16 protein-coding genes are annotated in these 14,880 nt (G+C 65.0%); all 16 read right to left on the bottom strand.

The window, feature by feature from the left end; genetic code table 11:
* Positions 1–26 precede the first annotated feature (26 nt).
* The 16 genes from AX724_RS16245 to AX724_RS16315 are packed head-to-tail and all read right to left on the bottom strand — an operon-like array spanning position 27 to position 14,869.
* Positions 27–1,448 carry a conjugal transfer protein TraH gene (locus AX724_RS16245; protein WP_066768200.1) on the bottom strand — a complete coding sequence of 474 codons (1,422 nt, stop codon included), beginning with the start codon at positions 1,446–1,448 and terminating at the stop codon, positions 27–29.
* A 52-nt stretch (positions 1,449–1,500) separates the two neighbouring features.
* Positions 1,501–2,097 carry a hypothetical protein gene (locus AX724_RS16250; protein ID WP_066768202.1) on the bottom strand — a complete coding sequence of 199 codons (597 nt, stop codon included), beginning with the start codon at positions 2,095–2,097 and terminating at the stop codon, positions 1,501–1,503.
* Positions 2,097–2,984 (bottom strand): conjugal transfer protein TraF, encoded by an 888-nt coding sequence (locus AX724_RS16255; RefSeq protein ID WP_066768233.1) that lies wholly within the window; start codon positions 2,982–2,984, stop codon positions 2,097–2,099. Before AX724_RS16255 ends, AX724_RS16250 begins: the two co-directional genes overlap by 1 nt.
* Before the next feature lie 29 nt (positions 2,985–3,013).
* Entirely contained in the window at positions 3,014–3,622 is a 609-nt protein-coding gene (locus AX724_RS16260; RefSeq protein ID WP_156448117.1) for a S26 family signal peptidase, read from the bottom strand.
* The gene (locus AX724_RS16265; protein WP_066768206.1) at positions 3,594–4,487 is read right to left on the bottom strand and encodes a type-F conjugative transfer system pilin assembly protein TrbC; all 894 of its coding nucleotides are present in this window, start codon (positions 4,485–4,487) and stop codon (positions 3,594–3,596) included. Before AX724_RS16265 ends, AX724_RS16260 begins: the two co-directional genes overlap by 29 nt.
* Positions 4,459–5,580 carry a conjugal transfer protein TraN gene (gene traN / locus AX724_RS16270; protein WP_082733563.1) on the bottom strand — a complete coding sequence of 374 codons (1,122 nt, stop codon included), beginning with the start codon at positions 5,578–5,580 and terminating at the stop codon, positions 4,459–4,461. The genes AX724_RS16265 and traN overlap by 29 nt, the downstream gene beginning before the upstream one ends.
* Positions 5,577–7,511, bottom strand: a complete 1,935-nt coding sequence (locus tag AX724_RS16275; protein ID WP_066768208.1) for a hypothetical protein — start codon at positions 7,509–7,511, stop codon at positions 5,577–5,579. Before AX724_RS16275 ends, traN begins: the two co-directional genes overlap by 4 nt.
* A complete protein-coding gene (locus tag AX724_RS23450) occupies positions 7,508–7,870 on the bottom strand; it encodes a hypothetical protein (protein ID WP_156448118.1) in 363 nt (120 codons plus the stop codon). The genes AX724_RS16275 and AX724_RS23450 overlap by 4 nt, the downstream gene beginning before the upstream one ends.
* A complete protein-coding gene (locus AX724_RS16280) occupies positions 7,867–8,883 on the bottom strand; it encodes a TraU family protein (RefSeq protein WP_066768210.1) in 1,017 nt (338 codons plus the stop codon). The genes AX724_RS23450 and AX724_RS16280 overlap by 4 nt, the downstream gene beginning before the upstream one ends.
* The gene (locus AX724_RS16285; RefSeq protein ID WP_066768213.1) at positions 8,880–9,608 is read right to left on the bottom strand and encodes a conjugal transfer protein TraW; all 729 of its coding nucleotides are present in this window, start codon (positions 9,606–9,608) and stop codon (positions 8,880–8,882) included. Before AX724_RS16285 ends, AX724_RS16280 begins: the two co-directional genes overlap by 4 nt.
* Positions 9,598–9,837 (bottom strand): hypothetical protein, encoded by a 240-nt coding sequence (locus AX724_RS16290; RefSeq protein ID WP_066768215.1) that lies wholly within the window; start codon positions 9,835–9,837, stop codon positions 9,598–9,600. Before AX724_RS16290 ends, AX724_RS16285 begins: the two co-directional genes overlap by 11 nt.
* Complete coding sequence (locus AX724_RS16295) at positions 9,834–10,094, bottom strand: hypothetical protein (RefSeq protein ID WP_066768220.1); 261 nt, start codon at positions 10,092–10,094, stop codon at positions 9,834–9,836. Before AX724_RS16295 ends, AX724_RS16290 begins: the two co-directional genes overlap by 4 nt.
* Positions 10,091–10,417: a hypothetical protein gene (locus tag AX724_RS16300; RefSeq protein ID WP_066768222.1), complete on the bottom strand. Its 327-nt coding sequence runs from the start codon at positions 10,415–10,417 to the stop codon at positions 10,091–10,093. Before AX724_RS16300 ends, AX724_RS16295 begins: the two co-directional genes overlap by 4 nt.
* The gene (locus AX724_RS16305; protein ID WP_066768225.1) at positions 10,417–12,957 is read right to left on the bottom strand and encodes a TraC family protein; all 2,541 of its coding nucleotides are present in this window, start codon (positions 12,955–12,957) and stop codon (positions 10,417–10,419) included. The genes AX724_RS16300 and AX724_RS16305 overlap by 1 nt, the downstream gene beginning before the upstream one ends.
* The gene (locus AX724_RS16310) at positions 12,954–13,598 is read right to left on the bottom strand and encodes a TraV family lipoprotein (protein ID WP_066768237.1); all 645 of its coding nucleotides are present in this window, start codon (positions 13,596–13,598) and stop codon (positions 12,954–12,956) included. The genes AX724_RS16305 and AX724_RS16310 overlap by 4 nt, the downstream gene beginning before the upstream one ends.
* A gap of 35 nt (positions 13,599–13,633) precedes the next feature.
* Positions 13,634–14,869 carry a TraB/VirB10 family protein gene (locus AX724_RS16315; protein WP_082733568.1) on the bottom strand — a complete coding sequence of 412 codons (1,236 nt, stop codon included), beginning with the start codon at positions 14,867–14,869 and terminating at the stop codon, positions 13,634–13,636.
* Positions 14,870–14,880: the final 11 nt, after the last annotated feature.

The following is a 14,880-nucleotide window of genomic DNA, read 5'->3' on the forward strand; positions in this document are numbered from 1 at the left end:
GGTATGATTTCCCGAGTTCGGCGATGTCAGCGGTTGGGGGCGGCAGCGGTGCCGCTGGCATCGCGCGCGTCGCGGTCGCGCTGGCGGATGAGCCCGGCATAGTTGGCCGAGAGATTGGCGGCATTGAGGGCCGCCATGTAGCTTTGGCGCATCTGCGCGCGCTGGCGGAGCACCTCCTCGCGCAGCTCTCGCAGCTGCTCGATGCCCTTGGTCAGGATGCGGGTCTGGCAGACATTGGTGTTGGCCGCATCCGCTGCCCCCGCCGCGCTCGCGCCGCGCTCGGCATTGCCGATGGCAAAGTCGATCGAGCGCGTCAGGTCGTTAAGCATCTGGTAGGCTAGTGTCAGTGCGACCAGTTCGTCGGTATCGGCGATGACCGAATCGGGCACGCCCTGACGCACGCCCCATTCGAGCATCCGGTAAACGGGTAGTGTGCGGACGTTGGCGACGAACTGGCGCTCGTCGGTGGACAGCGCCGTGCGGGTGCGGATCTTGGTCGTGATCGCCTGCATGCGGATACGTGCCAGTTCGAGCGCGCCCTTGCCAGTGTCGGTCGAACAGTCGGCGCCGGTTGCCGGGATATTGAGCGCGCGGCGCTGGACCTTGCCGGTCAGGAAATCGTCCGGGCTTTCGGTATCCTGGCGCGGGCAGGCGGGGATCGCCGAGAAGAGCGGCACCTTGTCGGTCGCGTCCCAGCGCATGTAGACGTCGCCGACCCGGGCTCGCATGACGCTCGCCCAGTCACCCGCGCCGACGCGGGTCGCGGCATGGGCGAGCAGCGAGCCGGTGCGGAAGATGTCGGTGACTTCCGCCGGACAATTGGCCAGCGCGTCCTTCAGATCCTCGGTCGGGTTGTTCTGGTTGGCCTGGATCTTCTCGCGGGATTGCTGGTAGCTCTTGGCGAAACCTTCCTTGACCGACTTGTAGCCGGTCATCTCCTCGATGATGCCCGACATGTTGTCATCGCCCTTGGCGATCTGGACCATGCGGTTGGCGAGGCGGCAGTCATTGACCTGGATCGAATTCAGGAAATTGGTGGCGGCTTCCATCTTCGAGATGATGTTGCCCATCTTCTCGTCGAGGGTTTCGAGGAGATACTGGAAGGCGACGGCGGGCGCGGCCTGGAGGATGCTTTCGAGTTTCTGGACGAGATAGTCGGGGTCGAGGAACGACATTCCGCCCAGGAACATGTCGATGCCGCCGCAGCCCGCCTTCACCTTGGGGAGACTGAGCGACATGAGGTAATCGTTATGGACATCGACCCGGCCCGACATGCCGCCGGCTGTCACATAGCCGCGGGTCTGATCCTCGAAGCTGCCGGGCGAGGTGTAGGTGACATTGTCGAACCAGCTCTCCGCCCAGCTCTGCGCATGGGCTGGAACGGTCGTCCCGCAGGCAGCGAGAAGGGCGAGGGCGGAGATGCTCAGGCGTGTGGCTGACTTGGCCATGGCGGGCTTCCTTGCATGTGTTGGGGTTGGGGGAGGAACTGGCCCGCCATGATCAGTTCCTTCGGGGGGTAGTTGCCGGACGCGGCGCGATGCCGACGATCCCGGTAAATTTGGACAGAGCGCGCACGCCAACGGCCGCGCGCACGCCGGTCAGCATTTTGCTTGCCAAATAGGCATTGCGCGCGAGGTTGGGCGCATGATCGGTACCGATCGCGATCGGTATAATTCGGTTCGGATCGCCCACCGGTCGAACCCAGGCGACTGGATGCCCGACCCATGGCAGGGCGAGCCGACCCGAGCGGATCATCGCCTCCTCGCTGCCGATGGTTCGCACCTTCCAGCCATATTGGCGACTCAGTGCGCCGAGCTTGTTCCACATATCCGCGCAAGGGACGCATCCCGGCGCCGTGCTGATCTCGATGAGGAAGGCAGGGGCCTGACCGCGCAGGGCGGCGGCAAAATCGGGCGGAAAGTCGCGGGTCACCGGCACGCGCGCCAGCCAGGCGTTCATATCGGCAACGCTCGCAACCGGATGAATAGCGGCCCGCATCGCCTCTTCTCGGGTTACCGGTCGCGCCAGAGCCGAGTCCGTGGGACCAGCAACGGCGCAAGCCAGTGCGACAAGTGCGAGATAGTCCGACCGGCGCATCATTTCGGCCCTGCGGGTAGATCGACGAGATCGCCGCCCAGCATTTCACGTGCCTGCGCGCGCGGATCGCTGGCCGAGACCGGGCCATTGGCGAGCGCATCGAAGAACCCGTCTTCTTCGCCCGCCCCGGTCATGAACTGCTCGGGACGGATATCGCCGGAGAGCAGCCGCACCGCCTGATAGGCCATCTGGGCGAGATTGGGGTAGGTCTCGACGCCGGCGGCGATCACCATGCGCTGCTGACTACCCCGTCGGATGAGCATGGTGGTCGGCGTGACTTCGACCCCGAAGCGTTGTCCCAGCTCCGGGCGCCGGTCGATGTCCATCAGCGTCACCTGCCAGCCCATCTCGTCCTGGAAACGCTGCACGATCGGCCACTGCACCCGGCAATAGCCGCAGGTCGAACGCGAAAACATCACCAGCGCGAATTCCTGGGCATGGGCGCGCAGATAGGAGCGGCGAACCTGGTCCTTGTAGGCGGTAAGCTCCGCGCGCGCGTCGCCGACCATCGGATTGGCGGATTTGGAATTGAGTTCGGGGTGCTGCAGCATCGCGATCTGGGTGACCCCGGCAAAGGCGCGCGCTTTCCTTCGGGCAAAATCCTGCAACCGCCAGAAGTCCGCCACCGCATCGACGGTGAGGACGGTGGCCGCATAGTCGCGCTGCTGCTCGATCAGCTTGCGAATTTTGGGCGGCGTCCAGCCCGCAAGTTCAGCCATCGGCGGGATCACAGGCCTCACCAGCGCATCGGGATCGGGCTGCTCCGGTTTGGTGGCCTTTGGCTGCGGCGCGTACCACCAATAGCCTTGCTTGATCGGCGCGGCGAACGGTGTACTCACCTGCGCGCTGACCGGCACCGGTATGGCCAGAGCCAGTGACAGGGCCATGGTGGCAGCGCGGGGATTGGCGAGACGGATCACAGCACTTTCTCCATACGCTTGAGCCGCTTGATTGCGACGGGGCCGTAGTAACGGCTGTCGAACCCGTCGGGATGGTGCGAGCCGACGAAGATAGAGCCTTGGGGGATCGTTCCGAGTTTCGGCTGCCAGTGATCGAGCTTCATGCCATTCCGCCCGAAAGGCTTCGACACATTGAGCAGGCGCCCATTGCAATAATACCAGCCGTCGTACCGCCCGTTTGGGGCGCCCGGTATCATCGAGGGCTTCTCGATCATGTCGATCCGCTCGCCGGACATGCACAGCGCCTGCTTGGTGACGTTGACGGGCTTCGGCCCTGCAAGCGGGTGCGAGAGCAGGAACATGACATAGTCCCCCTTGCGGATAGGGCCGGCACTTGCGCGCACTGCCACCGCATCGATCGAAGGGCTCATCACCCAGGTCAGCTGCGGGATCGCCCAGAGCGTCGCGAGGCCGATGGGCAGCACGATGACATAGGCTTTCCACAGCTGCGCCGGGCGGACCGGCTGTCCGAGTCCCGAACTTCCGAGTGCAACCGCTGCACGCAGCGGGAGCAGCCTGATCTCGGGCCAGGCCGCCCTAGCGGCCCTGAAGGCGACCTTGAACACCCTCCACCTCCTGCTTTCCGCCCAGACGGGCATATTCTTCGAGAAGCCCTGAGAGGGCCGCGTCGCCGTAGACCACATGGGCGGCAAGAGGGCTGGCATCGTCCCGCTCGCAATAGGGCTGAGTGGGATCGCCCGGAATCATGGCGAGTGCGGGAACCGCTTTTACCCCGTGCTGGCGGAACACCAGTGGATCGACGATCAACTGGACATTGCGCATGGCGCAGGCCGGGCCTTCGCAGCCGGGATCGAGCCGCAACACCTCAGCCGAGAGCTTCGCCATCGGTCCAACCCTGGCAAGCCCGCCCGGCATCCCGCGAAACGCCATGACGCCACCGACCTTCTCGAGCTGGACAGCATAGGTGCGGAGTGTCGTCACTGGCATAGAGGAGGAGACGAACAGCACCGGCACCCAGGCATTGGCCACCTTGGGCGCGCCGGCTTCACCCGCTGCCATATCGGTTGCTTCGAGGCCGAGTGCTTGGGCGATGCGCTTGCCCATTGCTTCGCGCTGGGCGGCAAAGGCGTCCTTGCCAGTCTCGAGAGCGGCGCGCGCACGCGCGTCCATGGCGGGCGAGGGGGCATGCTTGCGCAAACCCTCGAATGCGCGGCGGCGCTCGGCCTCGGGTAACTCCGGAAGCGCAGTCGGGCCTATCGGCGTTTCCGCCTTCTGCCGGGCAACCGCGTCCTTCAGCCGCTCCATCGCGGCATCGCCCTGCTGCCTCGTAGCACTGTGCGGGGTGGCTTGCTGCGGCGGGGCGTTGCCCTGCGCGACAGCGGCATTGGCGCACCCGAGCGCAATGCCAAGCATCAGCAGAGTGCGCCCAGCACGCACGGCGTTACTTGCCGACGGCCTGCATGTAGGCATCGATCCTGTCCTTCATGTCGATCTGGATTTGGCTCTGGGTGCGGGCCTCGATCTCCGCGTAATATTCGGAAAGGTCCATTTTGGAGAAATCGAGCGCCTGGAATTCTTCCGGCGTAAATCCGCGGCAATAGGGTTTCTTGGGTGTACCCCAGCCCAGGCCGTTGAAGCTCTTCAGCTGCGGGCGGCCCTGCTCCTGGATGATGCGGCCGAGCTTGGTGTTGAAGCAACAATGGCCCTTGGCTTTCTGAATGCAGATGCCGAGTATCTTCGAGGTGCAATAGGTTCCGACCTCGTGGCACATGCCCGAGCCGCGCAGCATGCCGGTTTCCATATCCTCCTGGTCGCAGCCCTGGAGGAGCACCTCGATCATGAAATTGACGGCGAGGCTGATCGCGATCGAGGTCGGGTCGATCCCGACAATCATCGCATTGGCGCCGGCGCTTGCCGCCTGGCTCGCGGTCGCACCGGCCTTGAAGGCCGTGTAGGCGGCCTTCATGCCGGTGAACACGCCCTTGGCGACGGCGATCTTGGTGCCGATCGAGCCGAGCGACGAGCCCATTCCGTCCTTGACGATCTTGCCCTTGTCCTTGCAGCAATTGCTGAAGGTGTTGAGAAGCCCGGGCGGGCGGCAGCGCACCGCGCGGCCCGAGAATATCTCGATATTGGCCGTGCAATTGCCATCGGCATCGACGACGCCATCGGCGGGCACGCCGGGATCACCCATTGGCGGTTCCTCAGTGACGGGCGCGGCACCGGTATCCTGACAGGCATTGGGCGAGCAGGTCGGCGCGCCGCCCGAGGCGGGGACTTCGCAAGGATATTGCGCGCCCAGCGGGCAGGCATAGGCTCCGGGAGCCGTGACCGTGCAGGCCACAGCCTGGATCGGGCACTGCCAGCTATTATTCTCCATTGCCGTGCAACTGCCGGTCTCGCCGGCGTCGGCGGCATCGCCATTGCCGTTCAAATCGGCGGCGCAGATCTGCTCGGCATGGGCCGGTGACACGCCGACAAAGGCTGTGCCTAAAAACAAGGCAAGGGCGATCGCGAGATTGGGGGCGAAAGTGGAGGCGAGGGGAGAAGACCGGCGCTTCATGGTACGGCACTCGTGCAAGTCATGTCGGCGCCGGCGAGCCGGACGGTCTGCATCATCACCACCGCTTCGGGAAAATCGTCGAGGCAGCCGCAGGCCGAGACGATCTCCTCACCGGGGCCTGCGGGGCAGACATTGGCGGCGTCGCAGCTGTGGTAGAAGGTGTCATAGCCTGAGGGCGTGTTCTGCCGGTTTGCGACCACGCCATCGGGCGCAGCGGCGGTGTTGGCCTTGGGCGCGCGGGTTTTGCAGATCGGCTCGCAAGCGGGCACCGCGCCTTGCGCGGGCAGCGAAAAGCTCCGCGCCGAGGTCGATATGCTGCCGTCCTTCGCCTTTTGCCGGTCGGCGAGCAGCGTCTCGGTCGAATGGTCGATGATATAGGCGCCGCGGCTGAGATCGGGTTCGGGGAGCGCCGCGCTGTCGGTGGTACAGGCATAGGTACGGTCGCGCTCGAAGAAATCGCGGCTGAGCGAGAGCGTGCAGCTTGCCGTGCCGAACAGCCGCGTCTGTGGTAGCGGTCTGAGGCCCGTCACCACACCGCTCCGGACAGTCTGGACGCCATCGACCTGTTCCTCGGACAGATGGCATTTGGGATCGGCACCATAGCCCGAGCAGAGATCCACGATGCGCTCTGAGGTCTTGCAGCTAGTGTCGACCTCGGCGTGGACCTGCGCGAACGCCTCGCCCCCTTTGCCGACCGCGACGCGCAGCCAGATTTCATGATCGCCCTTGGTGAGGTAGGGTTTGAGATCGATGTTCGGCGAAAAATAGCTGGTGCGCTTGCGCTCGCATTTTCCAGGCGGATAGCCCGAACCGGTCCATGCCCCCGGGCCGTAGGCGACGAGCGCGCCATCGACCCGGACCTGCCCCCAGTCATCGGCGAAGAAGAAGGGCAGGGTGACTGCCTTCAGCCGGTCGGGATCCTCGACATGGAGGGTCATCCGAAAATCAAACAGGGTGCAGGACCCGCCATTAAGGCTGTTGTCGGCGGGCGATCCCATCAGGAAATCGACCATCCCCGCGCCGCCATCGATGGTCGCATAGCCGCCGGCAGTCCGGGCGATGACGTCCTCGACCTTGATCTCCTTCAGCGTCACCTCGCGGGTGATGGTGCAACCGCGCAGCTGCTGGGCTTTGCCCGTTCCGGCAGGTGACGCGATGAGCGCCTGAAACACCCGATTGGTCGACGACAGTGCGAAGGCGTCGCCCTGGATGGCCGCCGGATTGCTGCGATAGCTGGTCTGGCCGATGGCGGGACTCGCGGTGCAGGCGGTGGTTTGCGCGCCGACATAGTCGATCACGGGCCCGTTGATCCGGGCCTCGGCGACACCGATGCGCGGGGCGGCTGTGGTGAGCGCACCGACCATGCCGCCGCCCAGGTCCTTCAGGACGGAGGCAAGGTTGCCGAAGACCAGATTACTGCCGCAGCTGTCGTTGACGCAGTAGCAGCCTGCGAGTTCGGGCATGTCGACCTGGGTCAGCTTGAGATCCTTCGCGCTATCCAAATCCCAGCGGAATGAGCGGCACTGGTTCCAGGTGCCGGGCACACAGGAAATCACGCCATTGGCGCAGATGCCCGATACCGGCACAGGCAGGGTCGAGCTGCTGTCGAAGGTTCCGTCAAGATCCTTGTCACGCGAAATCCGGACCAGGCCGATATCGCCGGTGGACGAGGGCTGGATCAGCACTTCGAGCAGGTTCGCAGTTTTCTGGCAGGCAAGGGTCGGGGTGAAGCTTTTGCTGCCATCGACCGTCGATACCGACTGCCCGCTCATCCCCGGTGTCACATAGTTATTGAGCAATGTGTCGCTGTCGCTGGTCTTGGCGCGTGAGGCGATTGCCGCAGCCCGGGCGCGATCCTCGACGGTCTGCGCGAACAGCGCCGTGGGCAGCAACAGCGCCGCGCTGGTCAAGGCGATGATCGATGGCTTCATGACGTCACCCCGCAAAGCGCGTGGGTGCGCGACCCTTTGCGCAGGCGGAAAATGTCTCCGCCCGGCACCACGCCGTTCTTGTCGCGATCGGCGCCCTTGATGATCCGGAACATGGCCTGGTGTTCGAAGGTGGTCAGCACGGCCATCACCCTTGCCGGAGCGTCTGAGAGGGGGAACGCATCCGGGAGATTGACGACCGTGCTGACCGGGTTTGGAGCGGTGCCGCTGGGGGCGAGCGGCACCGCTCCCGCCGCGCGCGTACCCTGGCAGCCTTGCTGGCTGTGGCGGGCAGACCATAGCTTACCCGGGGCTTGCGCGAGACGTTGGCGATTTTGGATGAATGGGGTGACGTGGGTCATGGCACCGGAATCCCGGCGCAGCAGATCACCTTCTCGAAGAGCATGAACTGGGCATTGTCCTTGCCCGGTGCGTGTTTGCCGCTTGACCAGAGCGCGCCCGGACGGCCGATATTGACGCATTTGCCGCCCTTGACGGGCTCCATGATCTGGAGCTTGTAGCGAGACTTGGTCCAGATCGGCTGCGGCTTGAACGAGCAGCCATCGGCCGACGAAATGGTGAGCGCACCTAGCCGCCCCATCATGAAGGTGCCGCGCGCGGCGAGGCCCGCCCATGCTTCGACGCTGTCGTCGAAATGGATGTCGCCGGCGATGGGATAGGTCGCGCCCCAGGACCCCATGCACCAGAACAGCGGATCGATGACCTTGCCGGCGGCAGCAGCGGCACTGTCGGCCATGCAGGCAAGCCCGGCGGCGGGATTGCCGAACAATATGCCCTCGGGCTGGATGATCGCGCCCAGCGTGCCCGACTGCCAGGTCGGCAGCACCTCGGTGATCAGCGCGACGTCGAAACCGTCATCCTCGAGGCAGGGCAGGTCAGTGAACATGTCGAGCATCTTCCAGACCGGTGATATGTAATAATGCATCTGTGCGAACATCTTGCGCGTGTTTGTTCCGTCAGAGATCGAACTCTGGCTGCCCTGCAGCTTGCCATGGGTGGGCAGGAGATCGGCCCCCAGCGCCATCATGCAGCCGGGCTCGGTCACGACATCGACCATGCGATTGGGTGACCAGAAGCTGACCTTCACCCCGAACCAGAAAGTCGCGCCCTTGCGGCAGGCGCATAGGGGCTTGGAAGAGGACTGGGCGTCGAGTTCCTTCGACAGCTTGTCGAAGCTGCCGATCCGCACCCCGCCGATGGTGATCGGGAAAATGCAGTTCCACCGCACCTTGGTGATCGGATTGAACACGGTGCCTGCCGGACAGGACGAGGCGTGGGCAGGCGCTGCGGGAGCCAGTCCTGCCAGCAACAGGGCGGCCGCGACCGTCCGGGCCTTTGAGAACAACCGGGTCATTGACCGTGCCTCCGCGATGATGTCGGGTTGGTCGGCGATGCACCCGCTGCGCTGCGCGTGAGTGAGCGATCCAACCGGACCTCGGTAAGTTCCAGTTTTTGGCCGACCTGGGCGATGATCACAGGAGCCACGGTGAGGCTGAGCCGCTCCTTGATCCTCTCTTCGAGGATGAAGATCGGGCGACCGGTTCGCTCCGACAGCGTGATCGCATCGTCGTCCTGCGCGCTGCCCGCCGCCAGCAGGATGAAATCGGTCAATCTCGCGGTCTTCAGTGCCCAGCCCAAATCGCGCGGGTGGACGACCACCAGCCGCTGCGGCAGCGTCACATAGGAGAGCGGATTGAAGCTGTAGCCCTTGGGGTAGAGCAGTTCACCGCTGGGCAGCCGGATCTCGGTATCGAGCGTGTAGAAGGGGACGGCGATGCGGGTCTGGCTCTTCGTCGCGGGCGCAAGACTTGCCGATTTCATCGCCGACCACGACGAACGTGGACCGAATTTCTCGCGCATGTCGGGCGGGAGCCGCGCTGTCCGGGCTTCGATCTCGGCGAGCGCGTCAGGTTCAGCAATCGGCCAGGTGCGCCCGATGGTCGAGGTCGCGGCATGGGCACGGGCGGCGACCACGGCGGAGGCCAGAAGGAGCAACGCGATCGATGCCGACTGGAAAATCACGACGCCCCAGCCTTGCTGGCGATCATCGGGGCTCGGAGGTCGGGGATCAGCGGCCATGGCGGCGCCTCCACCAGTTCTGGCGCTCATCGTCCGTCAGGCCGTGGATCGCGGCGCCGAGGCCGCTCGCCGCCAGGATGAACACCAATGCCACCAGTACGCGCAGTACGGCATCGAGCTGCGGCGCTGACCACAGCACCAGCGCGGCCTGAATGAGCAGCAGGAGGTGGGTGCCGACCATCAGGCGGATCGCCGAGGGGCCGGGCGCTGCGGAGAGGATGCCTCTCATCGCCGCCTCCATTTGCTGATGCGGCCAAGCGCTTGCCGAAACGCGGATGGCAAGCGAACGAGGGCGATGCGCGCCTCCCGTTCGACCCAGAGCATCGAAGCTTGCCGTTCGGTGATCGCCTCGAACGCGGTGATCTCGTCACCCATTTCCTGATGGCGGCGCAGCAGGAAGGCGTGAAGCGTCTCGTCAGCGCGGCGACCTGCGAATAAACAGACCTGCGGCCGATGCGTGCCATTCAGCAAGGACGGGCCGGTCATTGTCCCCTCCAGCGGCGATAGCGGGCGATGAGGCGCCCGGTGAGCCCGGACAGGACGATCAGGAGCAATCCGCTGGCAAGGCAGGCAGCCCCGACGATGACAGCCCCGCGCAGCACCAGTTCTGCCGGTTGCTTGAGCGTGATGCCTGCCGCGAGGACCAGGCTGGCCATCAGCACCGTCTCGATCATGATCAGCCGGAACCGCCAGCGCAGCGCCGCGGCTTCGGCGCGGATCGCGACGCGCGCCTCGATGATCCGCTCGATCTCGGGATCCTTGCTCCAGTCGAGGTCGATCTGGTCGGGATGGGTCGGCCTCAATCGCATCACACTGCCTCCCGGTTGGCTTGGCCGAGGAGGAGCGGTGCGCGCTCCCCGAGAATTTCCGCCGGATCGACACCGGCGAGTTCGCAGACCGCCTCGAGCGGCGAGCGACCGAGGCGCAGCAGCGCCTCGAAGGCGGCGACTTCGGTGGGGGCAGAAGTGTTGATCCAGTAGCTGAAGGGATCGACCACTAGCCGCGCGATGCCGAGGCCCAGCGGGCTATCGATGAACACTTCGGAATAGTTGGGCTTGTTGTTGCGGACCGATTTCAGCAGCTCGAGAACGAAGCCCGAATAGTCGAGGATCTTGTTCTCGACCGCCTTGTCGTAAGTGCTGCCCTGCAGCAGGAAACGGGTCGCGGCGTTTTCGAGGATGACCTGGCCGGTGCCGCCGAACAGCAGCAGGTCGTTCATCGACTGCATGACGATGCCGAAGCTGCCCTGATATTTGCGCGCGCGGCGATACCCTTGCCCGAAGGCTTCGGCGAGGCGCGAGAGATCCTGCCCGTCGGTGCGGGTCATGAACTGGGCGGCTTCGTCGCAGAGCACGAAGCGCGGGCGGTCTCTCCCAGAGAGGTAAAGCTCCTGGGTGACGGCATTCACCACCACCATCACGACCACGTTGAACAGGTCGGGCATGTTCTTGAGCCGTTCGAGCTCGAGCACCACGAATTCGTCGCTGGAAATATCGAGGGTGGACGGCCCGTTGAAATAATGCCCATATGCGCCGTCCGACCCGAAATCGCGCAGGTTGAAGGCCAGCTCGCGCGCGACTGGCACGAGATGCTCGACCCGGTCGAGGTCGCTCGTGGTCTGGGCGGGATAGGCGCCGAGCCAGTCGCGCACTGCGTCTATCCCGTCCTCGGCACGGCCCGAGTCGATCGTCCACTGGACGGCGGATTTGAGCAGGTTCCATTCCGAGGTCGAGACCCCCTTGCGGGTCGCGGCATTGGCCATCTCGGCGACGATCGCGACCGCCATGGCGATCGCCGACTGGCGGTCGTCGCCGTCGAGCGCGAACCCCATGTCGAAGGGGTTGAGCACGAGGCGTTCCTCGCCGATGTCAATATAGCGGCCCGAGCACAGTGTGCAGAGTTTGCGGTAGGAGCCGCCGATATCGATGATGCGGATGAGCGCGCCGGACGCGTAATATTGCTGGCAGAGATTGTTGAGGAGGAAGCTCTTGCCCGCACCAGACTCAGCCGAGACGATGAAATTGTAGTTGTTGATGCGTGGGTCGAAGAGATCGAGCGTGATGAGCTGGCCCTTGCGGCCGGTATAGAGCAGCGCCGGGCGCCCGCCGCCGCGAAAATCGGTCTGGATCGGCGCCATCAGCACCGCGGCCTTGACCGGCATGCGAAAGTCGCGCTCGAGCATGCGCAGCGTCTTGCCGTCGGGATAGAGCCCGAACGGAAGGCTCATCGGCAGCAGCACGGGATTGAGGTAGCTTTCCTCCTGCATCATGAAGGGTAGGGGTTCCGCTTCCCACAACCGCTTGGCGCGCGCCGCCATCTCGCGCGCCTGGGCGCGGGTCTGACCGAACACCCAGACCGTCGGGATCACCCGGACGAAGCGGCTGTTGCCCGCTTCGTCGAGAACCCAGCCGATCTCCTCAATCTGCTTGCCGACTTCGACCGCGAAGGAACCTGCCGCCTTTTGCGCCGAGAGGATCTGTGCGCGCTTGTGGATCTCGAAAGCCGAATGATCGAACAGGACGTTCAGGGTGTAAAGGAACGGCCCGCCGATCTGGTCGCTGTCTTCGGACGAGCCGCGCATGCCGCCGGTCAGGCGATTGGCGCGCTCGGCGCTGATCCTCCGCGCCGGCGCCTTGGGCGTGAGGCAGCGCGCAACCTGATTGCCGAGAAAGACTTCCGGACCCTCGAACAGCAGGTTGGGACCGGCATCGATGATCTGCTTGCGCAAGGGGCGGGGCTCGCTGCCATCGCTTGAGCCGCCCGTGAAATTGCCGGGCGCGGCCTCGAATACCCCGTTGAACACGCGGCGGTAAAAACTCATCATCTCTTCCGGCGGCAGCGGTACGATCCCGAGCTTAGCGAGCTGCTCTTCGATCTGTCGCCGCGTATCCTGACCCAGCGGTTTCCGCGTCTTGACGGCAAGGATGGTGCGGAAATTGCGGATCGGGATGCCGTGGAGTGCGCGCAGCCCGTGGCGGCCTTGCCGCAGATACTCGTAGGTCCTCCGCGCCGAGGCCTGGATCAGCGGATCATCGCGGGTCTTGAGGTCCAGAAAGGCATCGAGCGCATCGTCGATCAAAGGATCGGCGAAACTCATGATCTGGAGCACTGAGCCCGGCTCAAAATGAATGTTCAAAAGGCCAAGCAAGGCACTGTGAACATGTGCGAACATATAGGCCGAGGGCACCAGCTCCCAGGCATAGCCCCAGCCATCGTCGATGGTGAGGAAGGCGCCTTCCTGCTCGACCCAGGCGACCAGCGGCAGATGGTCCGAATAGGAATCGCGCGCGACATGCCGGCGCAAGGCGGCAAAGCTGAGCCCGCCGGTCTCGTGAGCCCGCGCGCTCACCGGCGCGGCTCCTTGCGGGGCAGTGGTGTTGCAACCGAGGGCGCTAAAGGTGCGGGTGCCGGATCAATGCTGTCGGCGGATTTTTCGCGCAGCTGGCCAAGCACCGGAAGTTGGCTGGCGGGCAATACCGGTTCGACCAGATAGCCGCCGACCACCCAGGACGGGCGCTCGAGAATCGAATAAACGTAGCGCGGCATATAGAGCCGGTCGGGCCGCTGCCGGTCTGCATAAGGGAGGATCAGGGTGCGCACGGCCTGGCTGGGCTTGAGCATCGGGGTGACGGGCTGGTCTATCAGCCCTTGCAGCTCGCGATAGACGCTGTCGCGGTAGGTGCCATAGGCCTTGCCATGCGTTGCCGCGGTCGTGGCGTCGGCCGCTGTCGCATTGCTTCCGCGCAGCAGTTTCTTGTCACGCGTGACCGCAGGATCGGAGCGGGGGCTGCGGCCCGCAACTGCATCCTCATAGGCCTTCTCAGGGTGGATGCACTGGCCGTGATCGCTATTCTTGCAGGAGAACTTCTCCGAATAGGGTGACATCAGCGAGCCGACCGTGGCACAGCCGCCGAGCGGCAGCGCGGCCGCAACGAGCGTGAGCGGCAGCAGACGGCTGAGGCGCGGCCGGACGACGGGCGGGTGCTCCATGGCGGATTCTCCGAAACTGGGGTGGGGCCGGGGCATCAGAACTTGGCTCCGGCGCTGGGCTTGATTTCGAGGGTCACGCCCTCCTGGATGACGACGACCACTTCCTTGGCCGCGCCGACCTCGACGATGGGGCCGGCCTGACGGGCGAGATCGAGGTAGAAGTCGGTCAGCTTGTCCGAGGATTTGGATAGGCCGCCGGCGATCCCGGTCTTGGCGGCATCGCCGGCGTTCAGCGTGCGCACCGTGCCCAATGCCGAAGTCGAGGTCTCGCCAAAGGTGCTCTCGACCGACTGGCTGATCCCGCTGATGGTGCCGGCGATGAAACTGCGCGCGAGCGCGGCGCCGGCACGGGTGACGACCTTGCCCGACAGGCCCTTCTTGCCATCGGCATCGACGAAGAAGCCCTTGACCGGCTGATCGACCACCGAATGCTCGTCGAAATCGACGCAGGAGAGTGAGACCAACTGGATCTCGACGCGCTCCTTGGCGAGGCTGCCCGTCGCATTGCCGACGACGAAGCAGCCCGACAGGTTCGCCTTGACGTCATTGGGAAGCACGGCGGGCGCCTGGACGCGGGCGATGATCGGTTCCGGGTTCGACGTCGCGTCCCGGCTCGCCAGCGCGTCCACCCCGGTCAGCAGCCGCGCCTTCATGAAACCAGGCGGCAAATAGATCGTCCGATTCTTTTTTTTCGAATCCGGCCCATTTCCCGATGCATCCTTGGGCAGCACCGGACTGGTTGCTCCGCCGATCGAGCCGACGACCTTTTCTACCGGTGGGGCGGGAGGTGCGGCCGGCGGTGCGGGCGGAACCGGCGGCGAAGGCAGTTCCGTATCTACGCCTCCAGGCGCACCGCCCGGCGATGGTGGGAAGGCCGGCGCACTGCCCGGCAGCGCGGGTGGCAGGTCGCCGCTGTCGGCTCCGGCAGCATCGCCGCTGGGCATGGCGCCGTGGGGCACGACCTTGCCTTCCTCGATCGCGGTGATGCGGTCGCCGAGCAACTGCTGGCCGTCGATGACCTTCTTGAAATCGCCGCGCAGCTTCTCCTCAAGGCTGTCGCCGCGCAGGCCTGCGCCCATATCAAGCTTGGAGGCGGCGGGTGCGGGCGTGCTGCCCTTTTCGCTACCGGTGCTTGCCGAATAGAGGCCGTAGCCTAGCACGCCGACCGCGCCGGCCAGTGCCGCCTGCTTGATTCGGAGCTTCGCGCCCGAGCCGAGCGCGTCCCAGCGCGCTTTCCAGGCAAGCGGCGCAGGGCCGCGCTCGCCACGGATGCCGTCGACAC

This window comes from Sphingobium sp. CCH11-B1, assembly GCF_001556865.1.
Classification (GTDB): domain Bacteria; phylum Pseudomonadota; class Alphaproteobacteria; order Sphingomonadales; family Sphingomonadaceae; genus Sphingobium.

Coding starts and splice junctions, on each gene's coding strand:
- traN (WP_082733563.1), bottom strand. CDS start 5,580: ATGAAGCGCCGGTCTTCTCCCCTCGCCTCCACTTTCGCCCCCAATCTC.
- AX724_RS16310 (WP_066768237.1), bottom strand. CDS start 13,598: ATGGAGCACCCGCCCGTCGTCCGGCCGCGCCTCAGCCGTCTGCTGCCG.
- AX724_RS16295 (WP_066768220.1), bottom strand. CDS start 10,094: ATGACCGGCCCGTCCTTGCTGAATGGCACGCATCGGCCGCAGGTCTGT.
- AX724_RS16265 (WP_066768206.1), bottom strand. CDS start 4,487: ATGCCTACATGCAGGCCGTCGGCAAGTAACGCCGTGCGTGCTGGGCGC.
- AX724_RS16300 (WP_066768222.1), bottom strand. CDS start 10,417: ATGCGATTGAGGCCGACCCATCCCGACCAGATCGACCTCGACTGGAGC.
- AX724_RS16285 (WP_066768213.1), bottom strand. CDS start 9,608: ATGGCCGCTGATCCCCGACCTCCGAGCCCCGATGATCGCCAGCAAGGC.
- AX724_RS16255 (WP_066768233.1), bottom strand. CDS start 2,984: ATGGCCCTGTCACTGGCTCTGGCCATACCGGTGCCGGTCAGCGCGCAG.
- AX724_RS16290 (WP_066768215.1), bottom strand. CDS start 9,837: ATGAGAGGCATCCTCTCCGCAGCGCCCGGCCCCTCGGCGATCCGCCTG.
- AX724_RS23450 (WP_156448118.1), bottom strand. CDS start 7,870: ATGACCCACGTCACCCCATTCATCCAAAATCGCCAACGTCTCGCGCAA.
- AX724_RS16275 (WP_066768208.1), bottom strand. CDS start 7,511: ATGAAGCCATCGATCATCGCCTTGACCAGCGCGGCGCTGTTGCTGCCC.
- AX724_RS16280 (WP_066768210.1), bottom strand. CDS start 8,883: ATGACCCGGTTGTTCTCAAAGGCCCGGACGGTCGCGGCCGCCCTGTTG.
- AX724_RS16245 (WP_066768200.1), bottom strand. CDS start 1,448: ATGGCCAAGTCAGCCACACGCCTGAGCATCTCCGCCCTCGCCCTTCTC.
- AX724_RS16250 (WP_066768202.1), bottom strand. CDS start 2,097: ATGCGCCGGTCGGACTATCTCGCACTTGTCGCACTGGCTTGCGCCGTT.